8 protein-coding genes are annotated in these 9,977 nt (G+C 70.5%); 5 read left to right on the top strand and 3 right to left on the bottom strand.

Annotation, left to right across the window (positions count from 1 at the left end):
- Nucleotides 1–128 precede the first annotated feature (128 nt).
- The gene (locus FE633_RS09640) at nt 129–992 is read right to left on the bottom strand and encodes a hypothetical protein (RefSeq protein ID WP_138044685.1); all 864 of its coding nucleotides are present in this window, start codon (nt 990–992) and stop codon (nt 129–131) included.
- Between the two features lie 208 nt (nt 993–1,200).
- Between FE633_RS09640 and FE633_RS09635 the strand changes: the two genes are divergently transcribed.
- Together FE633_RS09635 and FE633_RS09630 are read left to right on the top strand one after the other, a co-directional pair.
- Complete coding sequence (locus FE633_RS09635; protein WP_246113524.1) at nt 1,201–3,735, top strand: M14 family zinc carboxypeptidase; 2,535 nt, start codon at nt 1,201–1,203, stop codon at nt 3,733–3,735.
- A 35-nt stretch (nt 3,736–3,770) separates the two neighbouring features.
- On the top strand, nt 3,771–4,922 hold the full coding sequence (locus FE633_RS09630) for a serine hydrolase domain-containing protein (protein ID WP_138044683.1): 1,152 nt from the start codon (nt 3,771–3,773) through the stop codon (nt 4,920–4,922).
- On the opposite strand, the gene FE633_RS09625 is transcribed toward FE633_RS09630, so the two are convergent.
- Nucleotides 4,912–5,964, bottom strand: a complete 1,053-nt coding sequence (locus FE633_RS09625) for an NADP-dependent oxidoreductase (protein WP_138044682.1) — start codon at nt 5,962–5,964, stop codon at nt 4,912–4,914. The genes FE633_RS09630 and FE633_RS09625 overlap by 11 nt on opposite strands.
- 106 nt (nt 5,965–6,070) lie before the next feature.
- Between FE633_RS09625 and FE633_RS09620 the strand changes: the two genes are divergently transcribed.
- Nucleotides 6,071–6,508, top strand: a complete 438-nt coding sequence (locus FE633_RS09620) for a MarR family winged helix-turn-helix transcriptional regulator (RefSeq protein WP_138044681.1) — start codon at nt 6,071–6,073, stop codon at nt 6,506–6,508.
- A gap of 297 nt (nt 6,509–6,805) precedes the next feature.
- Here the strand turns inward: FE633_RS09620 and FE633_RS49715 are convergent, their stop codons facing one another.
- A complete protein-coding gene (locus tag FE633_RS49715; protein ID WP_425473163.1) occupies nt 6,806–7,489 on the bottom strand; it encodes an SCO2400 family protein in 684 nt (227 codons plus the stop codon).
- Nucleotides 7,490–7,764: 275 nt separating this feature from the next.
- On the opposite strand from FE633_RS49715, the gene FE633_RS09610 reads away from it, so the two are divergent.
- Together FE633_RS09610 and FE633_RS09605 are read left to right on the top strand one after the other, a co-directional pair.
- On the top strand, nt 7,765–8,922 hold the full coding sequence (locus FE633_RS09610; RefSeq protein ID WP_119106707.1) for a mandelate racemase/muconate lactonizing enzyme family protein: 1,158 nt from the start codon (nt 7,765–7,767) through the stop codon (nt 8,920–8,922).
- Nucleotides 8,919–9,923 (top strand): zinc-dependent alcohol dehydrogenase, encoded by a 1,005-nt coding sequence (locus tag FE633_RS09605; protein WP_119106708.1) that lies wholly within the window; start codon nt 8,919–8,921, stop codon nt 9,921–9,923. Before FE633_RS09610 ends, FE633_RS09605 begins: the two co-directional genes overlap by 4 nt.
- Nucleotides 9,924–9,977 lie beyond the last annotated feature (54 nt).

The following is a 9,977-nucleotide window of genomic DNA, read 5'->3' as shown; positions in this document are numbered from 1 at the left end:
GCAGTTCCCCGCGCCCCTGAAAAGAAGGGGGCACCCACGCTTTTAGGGGCGCGGGGAACTGCGCAACCGGCCACAACCGGCCCGCAGCCGAGATACGACGTCCGGGGTCTGGGGCGAAGCCCCAGGCGTCACGTCGGATGGACCGCCACCACAACCCCCCGCTCCGCCGCAGGCGACACCGCCGCGGACACCCGAACGGCCACCGCCCGCGCCACCCGCCCCGCACGCGACGCGGACGCCAGAAGCACAGGCTGAAGGTGTTCCAGCCCGGACACCACAAACTCCTCCCCGGCGACAAGAAGAGGACGGCCCGCCTTCAGCGCGGCAGCCCCCGCCTCGGTGAGGTCCGCAAGAGGCGGCAGCGTCACACGGATCACCCCCACCCCGGCGGCAGCCGCCCGTTCCGCCAGAGCCACCTGCAAGGGCAGCAGCGGAGCCAGCGCCGCCGTCAACGCGTCGGCCATGCGCTGGAGTTCGGGGGACGAGTCCCGTAGTACGTCCGTGGCGGCCCGGATCAAAGGCGCCGCGGCAAGGAGCACCCCCGCCGCCACCCCCGCCGCCGCGGGCAGCAGCGGCGACGTGGCCTCGACGAGCTCACCGAGCGCTTCCGCGGCTTCCTCCACCGCGGGCTCCACCGCGTCGAGGACAGGTAGCAAGCTGTCCCCGAGCGCCGTGAGCAACGCCCGCGCGGGTTCACTCACCGGATGAACGGCGAGCGGCGCACCGGTCGTACCGAGCCGCGTCAGCGTCTCCACGATGCGATAGAACGCCTCCTGAGCCTGCGGCGAGGCACTCGCCTCGGCCAGCTCGGCCGTGGTCTCCCGCAGCACCCGCAACACCTCGGCTCCCGAACCGTCCCTTGGATCAAAGGTGTTGACGGCGATGCGGGTGAGGTTCCCGGCGGTGTCCAGGAGCTGGCCGGTGATGTCGGTCGTGTTGCGCGCCATGCGCACGACTTCCTCACGGCTGGGCAGGGACGGAATCGGGGACATGGAGCCTCCTCGCCTCACGCGGTACGGTGCGGTGCGCTTGCGCTCTGTCTGCCGGTCCCGGCCCTCCGCCGCGCCGGTGCCCGCCTCCAGCATGCCCTGTCGAGGTGCGCGATCATGCACCCTTCGGGGCATCCGTGACACCAACGCCCTCTTGTTGCGGGGAAGTCGAACAGGTACACCTCCCGGTACCGATTCCCAGGAGGTACGCGTGCGCCTGCAGAGACCCGTCCTGTTCGCCACCGCCACAGCCACCGCGGCGGCCACGCTCTTAGCCACCCCGCACGGAGCCGCCGCCGACCCCACTCCGCGGCCCCCGACCCGCGAGGCAGCGTCCCAAGCCCCCTCCGATCGAGCCGCGCGTACCGCGGAGAGTACGACCGACAGGGCTCTGGCCTCCCCCGTCACCGAACTCACCGGAGGCACCCGCGGCTACCCCCGTGAGCAGGTCCTCACCCCGGACCCGGAGAACCCGGCGGACAAGTCCCTCAAGCTCGGCCTGACCCCGTACCACGCCATCGCCCCGAAGCTGAACGCCCTCCAACAGCTCGGCGACCGCGTCAGCGTGGAGATCGCGGGCCGCTCGGCGGGCGGCCACCGCCTCTACCTGGTCACCGTCACCGCGCCGGAGTCGGTCCGCCAGGCCCGCGCCCAGGAACGTATGCGCGACCTCATCGAGAACGCGCCCCGGGCAGCCGCCAAGGACCCGGCGATCAAGGCCGCGTACAAGACCCCCGTCTTCTTCAACAACAACATCCACGGCAACGAGTGGGAGGGCACGGACGCCTCCCTCGAACTCATCGAGCGGCTCGCGAAGGCGAAGGACAAGGCGACCGCCGGCCTTCTCGCCCGCCACCGCGTCTACTTCAACATCACCGCGAACCCGGACGGCCGTATCGCCGGCACCCGCGCGAACGCAGGCGGATTCGATCTGAACCGCGACTTCGTCACCGCCTCGCAGCCCGAGGTCCGCGCGATGCGGCAGATCGCCATCGACAAGCAGCCCGCGATGATGGTCGACCTGCACGGCTACGTCAACGGCACGCTCATCGAGCCCACGACACCCCCGCACGGCGAGAACTACGAGTACGACCTGTTCCTCAAGAACACGTACGCCAACGCCCTCGGCATGGAGTCCGCCGTCAACGGCCTCGGCTACACGCCCGGGAAGGACGGCGTGGAGCCCGCCCAGATCCCGTTCCGCGACCAGGAGGAGGGCTGGGACGACTGGCCGCCGATCTTCACCCCGCAGTACATGCCGTTCCACGGCACGGTCGCGGCGCACACGGTCGAGTTCCCGATGGCGGTGAACAACGACGAGTACGACGAGCTCCCGGTGGCCGAACTCCGCCGCCGCTCGGCCATCAACGTGGACATCGCGGGCGCGGCGATGACCGCGACCCTCGACTACGCCCGGACGCACAGGACTTCACTGATCGCCGACCAGATCGAGGTCTTCCGGCGGGGCGCGACGGGCGCCGCGCAGGTGCCGGTGTCGCCCAGCACGGTGCCGGGCGTTCCTGGCATCGGCCCGGAGGACGTCTACACGACCGACTTCCCGCGCGCGTACGTCGTTCCGTCCGGGCGTGGACAGCGGTCGGCCCCGGCCGCGGCGCGGCTAGTCGACCATCTGCTCGCCAACGACGTACAAGTCCGGCGTGCGGCGAAGGACTTCAGGCTGGGCGGCAAGGCGTACCCGAAGGGCTCGTACGTCATCGACATGCACCAGCCCAAACGCGGTCTGGCCAATGTGATGCTGGCGGACGGCCGGGACATCAGCGACAAGGTGTCGACCATGTACGACATCTCCGGCTGGAGCCTGGGGCGTCTGTGGGGCGCGACCGTCGAGCCCGTGCGGACCACCAGGCTCTCGGTCCCGTCCCGCGCGGTCCACGAGGCCGCGCGCGTCGGCCATGTCGCCCCGGGCGGCAACCTCCGCCTGCGCCTCGACGACGCACGCGAGATCGCCGCTCTCAACTCCCTTCTGGGAGACGGGGTCGCGGTACGCCGGGCGGCCGACGGCAGTGCGATCGTGCCCGCCTCGGCGCGAGCGAAGGCGACCGCGCTCGCCAAGAAGTACGACGTCGCCTTCGACGCGACGAAGGCGAGCGGCACGGCACCACTCCACCGCGTACGGGTCGCCGCGGCCGTCACGCCCGGCGAACTGTTCGCGCTCCGTGAGATGAACTTCGACGTGACTCCGGTGTCGACGGGGATCCTCAACGCGGGCTTCGACTGGTCGAAGGCGGACGTCCTGTTCGTCTCGGCCGGACTGGACCATCAGGACCTCAACGCGTCCGCCCGGGCCGCCCTGGACGGCTTCCTCGCCCGCAAGGGCCTCGTCGGCCGCGGAGCCACCGGAGCGGCCCTCAACGCCGCCGCGGACCTGCTCGCCGTCAAGCCCGTCGAGGGCAACGGGGACGCCAACGGCGTGGTCCGCGTGGTCAATTCGGCCGGCGGCGTCACGGCCGGCGCGCCGGACCACAGCTTCGTCTACGCGCCCGTGTGGTTCACGAACCTCGGCTCCTCGGTGCGCGTGGAGCAGTCGTACGCGACCGGGAACCCGCTGGTCTCCGGTCACTGGCGTGCCCTGGAGGACGGCACGGGCGGCCCCGCCCAGGCCGCGGGCCGGGCCTCGGTCGTCAGTGGACCGCACGTCGTCCTGTTCGGCACGGAGCCCCTCTTCCGCGACCACCCGAAGGGGGAATTTCCACAGCTCGCACGGGCCTTGTTGACAGTGTCCTGAGCAAGTCCGAAGGCATTGCGAATCGAGGAGTACGGATGACCCAGGAGATCCACGGCACCGTCGCCGAAGGCTACGAAGCGGTGCGCGACGAGTTAGCGGCCGTCGTCGCCGCCGAACGCCCGGACTACGCAGGTCAGTTGAGCGCCTATGTCCAGGGGCGGCGGGTCGTGGATCTCTGGGCCGGGCCGGAGACCGACGGCGAGACGCTGTTCGGCGTCTTCTCGTCCACGAAGGGGGCGGCCCATCTGGTGGTCGCCCTGCTCGTGCAGGACGGGACTCTGGAGCTCGACCGCGAAGTGGCGTACTACTGGCCGGAGTTCGCCGCCGAGAGCAAGGGAACGGTGACGCTGCGCGAACTGCTCGCGCACCGTGCGGGCGTGATCGGATCCGACGCCGGCTTCACCCACGACGAACTGGCCGACGACCGGGTGATCGCCGAACGGCTCGCGACCCAGCGCCCGTTCTGGCGTCCGGGCACGGCCTTCGGCTACCACGCCCTCGTGATCGGCGCGCTGACGGGCGAGGTCGTACGACGGGCCACCGGCCGTACGCTCCAGGAGCTGTACGAGGAGCGGATCCGCGCCCCGTACGGGCTCGACCTCTTCCTGGGGCTGCCCGAGGCGGAGGAGCCCCGCTACCGCTCCGTACAGCCGATGGCGCCCACGGCCGAGGAACAGGCCGTACTGGACGCCACGCCCAGGGGTCCGCACACGCTGTCCTCGATAGCCTTCAACGAGCATGTGCCGGGGCAGGGGACGCTGGCGGACCACCCCAACTCACGTACCGTGCGCGCCAAGGGCCCCGCGTCGGCGGGCGGCGTCGCCTCCGCGCGGGGGCTCGCCGGGATGTACGCGGCGGCGATCAGCCAGGTGAACGGCCGGACGCCGCTGCTGAAACCGGACACGATCGCGGAGGTCGGGCAGATCCACTCGGTCGGCCACGACCTGGTGGCCCACGCCCACAAGGCGTATGGGCTGGGCTTCCAGGCCCTGGCGGACGCCTGGTACCCGTGCCTGGGCGCCGGAACGTTCGGCCACAGCGGCGCGGGCGGCTCCCAGGCCTTCGCCGACCCGCGCAGCGGCCTGGCGTACGGCTACACGCGCCGCCGCGTCGCCTTCCCGGGCGGTGCGGCTCCGGAGAACCAGCGGCTGGTGCGGGCGGTGCACACGGCAGCCGTCAGAGCTTGACGATCATCTTGCCGGTGTTGTCGCCGCGCAGGACGCCGAGGAACGCCTCCAGGTTGTTCTCGATGCCCTCGACGACGGTCTCGCGGTACTTCAGCTCACCGGAGCCGACCCAGGGGCCGACCTCCCGCACGAACTCGGGCTGCAGGTCGTAGTGGTCGCTGACCAGGAAGCCCTCGATGCGGCCTCGGGTCTGGATGAGGCGGGCGAGGTTCTTCGGGCCGGGGGCCGGCTCGGTGTTGTTGTAGACGGAGATCATCCCGCAGACGGCGATGCGGCCGCCCCGGTTGAGCCGGCCGATGGCGGCCTCGAGGTGGTCACCGCCCACGTTGTCGAAGTAGACGTCGACGCCGTCGGGGGCCGCCTCGCCCAGCTGCTCGCTCACGGAGCCGTTCTTGTAGTTGAAGGCGGCGTCGAAGCCGTACTCCTCGACGAGCAGCTTGACCTTGTCGTCGGAACCGGCGGAGCCGATGACCCGCGAGGCGCCCTTCAGCTTGGCGATCTGCCCGACCTGGCTGCCGACGGCGCCCGCGGCACCGGAGACGAACACGGAGTCGCCCTCCTGGAAGGAGGCGGTGCGCAGGAGACCCGCGTAGGCCGTGAGACCGGTCATGCCGAGGACGCCCAGGTAGGTGGACAGGGGCACGGCCTCGGGGTCCACCTTGAGGGCCGGCACCGCTGCCGGGCCCACCTTGACGGCCTGCTGGGCGTCGACCACGGCGTACTCGCGCCAGCCGAGGAAGTGCAGGACGTGATCGCCGACAGAGATGCCGTCGGCGTTCGAGGCGACGACCTCGCCGACTGCGCCGCCCTGCATGACCTTGCCGAGCTCGAAGGGGGCGACGTACGACTTCGCGGAGCTCATGCGGCCGCGCATGTACGGGTCCACGGAGAGGTACCGGTTACGGACCAGCACCTGACCCGGGCCGGGCTGCTCGATCTCGGCCTCGACCAGGGCGAAGTCCTCGGGCTTCGGCCAGCCGGCCGGGCGGGTGAGGAGATGCCATTCGCGGCTGGTGGCGGGGAGCTCGGGCGTGACGGTCATAACAGGCGCCTTTCCTATGTTCTGCCGTGCGGATTTACTTAAGACACTGAAACAACCATGCTCCTGAATATTTCATGCTGTCAAGTAACGGGGTACGCTGGAGTCCATGGCCTCCGTCCCACAGAAGACCCGCCCCGATCCGTTGACCCTGGAGGTCGTCGACCTCATCGGTACGGTGGTGGCTCGCTATCACGAGGAGTACGAGGGCGCTGCCGCCGAGCACGCGTTGACGGGGGCGCAGGCGCGCCTTCTGAGCCTTCTCTCCCTGGAGCCACTGCCCATGCGACGGCTCGCCCAGAAACTGAAGTGCGAGCCGTCGAACGTCACCGGCATCGTCGACCGGCTCGAGTCCCGCGGCCTCGTCGAGCGCCGCCCCGACCCGGGCGACCGCCGAGTGAAGCTCGCCGCGGTCACCGACGAGGGCCGCCGCGTCGCCCACGGCCTCCGCGACTCCCTCCACTTCGCCCGCGAGCCCCTCGCGGGCCTGTCACACGAGGAGAGACTCTCCCTGCGGGACCTGCTCCTGCGCATGCTGGCCACGTAAGCGCCCCTTCAGGGGCGCGAGGCTGTGACATATGCGGCTCCGCCGCGTGGGCGCGACCAACCCGCAGCCGAAGCACCCTTCACCCTCCCGCGCATGGGACGCGCCCCTTCAGGGGCGCGGGGAACTGCGCGCCCAGCCCCAACCAACCCGCACCCGAAGTACGAAACCCACCCACCCCATCCCCTCCCGCCCGAGGGCAACTGCGGGCATGGGGGCCCGGGGGCGCAGCCCCCTGTTTCGGGAAGGGGTGGGGTTGGGGAAAGAAAAACCCACCCCACCCACGCACGCCCGAAAAGCCTACGAACACCACCACAAGAACCGAGTGCACGTCTCCGAAGGCGTAGGCACCGGAGTCGTAGGCTCGTCCGCGGGCGGGCGAGAAGTCGGGGGCGCGGGAGGCTTGGAGGTCGCGGCGGGAGCCGACGGCTTCGGCGCAGGCGTCCCCTTCGCCGACGGCTCCTCGGACTTCTCGCCCGCCTTCTTCGAGGGCTTCTTCGACTCAGAGGCCGAGGGAGAAGCCGAGTCGCCCGGCGAGTCGGCATCCGGCACGGAGCCGGCCCCACCACCGGACCCCGACGAACCCTCCGCCGACGCCGTAGGCGATGCGGCGGAGTCATCCTCCACGGGCGCCGCGTTCGGCTCGGCCGACGGAGCCTCCCTGCCGAGCTCCGCGAGACTCAGCCCACTCGCGGCAAGCAACAACCCCGCGCCGATCAGCATGGCCCGCCGACGCCGACGCCGATGCAGCGCGGCCCGCCGGTCCCGCCGGCTCACCCGCGCGCCGCGCCCACGACCCCGAGGCCGGCGCCCCACGACCTCCGGCTCGTCCTCCTCGTAGACGTCGTCGTACGCGTCCGCTTCCGCATCATCACGATCCGACAACGAATCCGCGTACGCACGGCACGCCTCGGCGGGCGTGCCGCACCCCGGGCAGGCGAGGGCGCCATTGAGGTGCCGATGGCACGGGTGGCAGTAGTCCATGACGCCGGAAGGCTAAGTTCCGAACGCGTGACGTTCCTAGTCGCGGCTGTGAAAATTGTGTAGGGAAGGCAGCGTTCCGACTGGTCGGAGCAAGGACAGTACGGACTATTCCGCGCCATCCGGCGCCCATCGCATCGAAACCGTTACGTGTTCGACCGCTCGACCCATTGACACTCCGGCCGCCACATCCTTACTGTCCGACCAGCATTTCGAACGAGTGACGAAATTTCGAACAGAGCCGAAGAGCACCGAAGAGCAGCAGGGGAGCAACCGCCGTGCGCATCACGGGAATCAGCACGCACGTGGTAGGGACGCCATGGCGCAACCTGACCTACGTCCAGGTACACACCGACGAGGGTCTCACCGGCGTCGGTGAGACCCGCATGCTGGGCCATACCGACGCACTGCTCGGCTATCTGCACGAGGCAGAGGCCAACCACATTCTCGGGTCGGACCCGTTCGCTGTCGAGGATCTGGTCCGCCGTATGAAGTACGGCGACTACGGGCGGGCCGGAGAGATCGTGATGTCCGGCATCGCCGTGATCGAGATGGCGTGCCTGGACATCAAGGGCAAGGCGCTCGGCGTCCCGGTCTGGCAGCTGCTGGGCGGCAAGGTCACCGACAAGGTCAAGGCCTACGCCAACGGCTGGTACACCACGGAGCGCACCCCCGAGGCGTACCACAAGGCCGCGCAGGAGGTCATCGCGCGCGGTTACCGGGCCCTCAAGATCGACCCCTTCGGTACCGGCCACTTCGAGCTCGACCACGAGGCGACCCTCTACTCCGTCTCGCTCATCGAGGCCGTACGGGACGCCATCGGGCCCGAGGCCGAGCTGATGCTGGAGATGCACGGCCGGTTCTCGCCCGCGACCGCCGTCCGCCTCGCCCACGAGCTGGCCCCGTTCAAGCCCGCGTGGCTGGAGGAGCCGGTCCCGCCGGAGAACCTCAAGGCTCTGGAGAAGGTGGCGGCGAAGGTCGACATGCCGCTCGCCACCGGTGAGCGTATTCACGATCGCATCGAGTTCCGCGAGCTCTTCGAGAGCCAGGCCGTGGACATCATCCAGCCCGACGTCGGTCACATCGGCGGTATCTGGGAGACCAGGAAACTGGCCGCCACCGCCGAGACCCACTACATGCTCGTCGCGCCGCACAACGTCGGCGGTCCGGTCCTGACCGCCGCCTCCCTCCAGGTCGGCTTCAGCTCCCCGAACTTCAAGATCCTGGAGCACTTCAACGACTTCGCGGACGCGGAGATCAAGAAGGTGGTCAAGGGCGCGCCCCAGGTCGTCGACGGCTACTTCCACCTCTCGGACGCGCCCGGCCTCGGCGTCGAGCTGGACACGGACGCGGCCGCGGAGTTCCCGCAGCAGCAGGCCCGCTTCGACCTGTGGGCGGACGGCTGGGAGCAGCGCAAGCCGAAGGGATCGCAGTGAGCACCGAGGTCGTCATCGACGCGCCCGGCGAGCACCGGATCGTCCCGCACGAGCCGACCGCTCCGGCCGCCGGGGAGGCCCTCGTACGGGTTCACGCGAGCGGCATTTGCGGAAGCGACCGTGAGGTGTACCAGGGGCACCGGCCCGAGGGGTACGTCCGCTACCCGCTCACGCCCGGCCACGAGTGGTCCGGGACGGTCGAGGCGGTGGGCTCCGGGGTTCCGGCGTCCCTGGTCGGCCGCAAAGTGGTGGGTGAGGGCTTCCGGAACTGCCAGGTCTGCGACCGCTGCCACGCGGGCGAGACCACGCTGTGCTCGGCCGGTTACGAGGAGACGGGCTTCACTCAGCCCGGAGCGATGGCCACCACGCTCACCCTGCCGGCCCGGCTGCTCCATGTCCTCCCGGACGACGCCGACCTGACGGCGGCGGCGCTCCTGGAGCCCGCCGCCTGTATCGCGGCCGCCGCGCTCAAGGCGAACGCGCGGCCCGGTGAGCGGGTCGCGGTCGTGGGCACGGGGACGCTGGGGATGTTCGCGGTTCAGTTCCTGAAGGCGGGCTCGCCGTCGGAGCTGCTGGTGGTGGGCACCCGCCCGGACCGCGAGGAGCTTTCGAAGACCTTCGGCGCCACCGACTTCCGTACCCGGGACCAGGAGCTGCCGGACGACTTCGACGTCGTCATCGAGACCGCCGGTTCGGCGTCCGCCGCGAACACCGCCGCCTCCCTGCTCAGGCGCGGCGGGCGGCTCGTCCTCACCGGTATCCCCGCCGCGGGTGCCGACGGACTCGACCCCACTGATCTCGTCGTACGGCAGCTGGAGGTGCACACCGTGTTCGGTGCGCCGCCGGAGGCCTGGGCGCACACGGTGCGGGTGTTCGGCGCCGGGCTGCTGGATCCGCTGCCCCTGGTCACCCACGAGCTGCCGCTGGAGGAGTTCGCGCACGCCATCGAGCTGGTCGGCTCCGGCGACCCGGCGGTCGGCAAGGTCCTGATGCGGCCGTAGCACCACCGGGCGCCCGCCCCGCCCCCAAGCCGTACGCCGGTACGGAGACCCTGA

It is taken from the genome of Streptomyces montanus (assembly GCF_005786655.1).
GTDB classification, from domain to species: domain Bacteria; phylum Actinomycetota; class Actinomycetes; order Streptomycetales; family Streptomycetaceae; genus Streptomyces; species Streptomyces sporangiiformans.
This window is presented reverse-complemented; position numbering and strand designations above follow the sequence as displayed.

Excerpts from the sequence above, each read along its gene's own strand:
- FE633_RS09630 (WP_138044683.1), top strand. The coding sequence starts at position 3,771 with ATGACCCAGGAGATCCACGGCACCGTCGCCGAAGGCTACGAAGCGGTG.
- FE633_RS09625 (WP_138044682.1), bottom strand. The coding sequence starts at position 5,964 with ATGACCGTCACGCCCGAGCTCCCCGCCACCAGCCGCGAATGGCATCTC.
- FE633_RS09620 (WP_138044681.1), top strand. The coding sequence starts at position 6,071 with ATGGCCTCCGTCCCACAGAAGACCCGCCCCGATCCGTTGACCCTGGAG.
- FE633_RS09640 (WP_138044685.1), bottom strand. The coding sequence starts at position 992 with ATGTCCCCGATTCCGTCCCTGCCCAGCCGTGAGGAAGTCGTGCGCATG.
- FE633_RS49715 (WP_425473163.1), bottom strand. The coding sequence starts at position 7,489 with ATGGACTACTGCCACCCGTGCCATCGGCACCTCAATGGCGCCCTCGCC.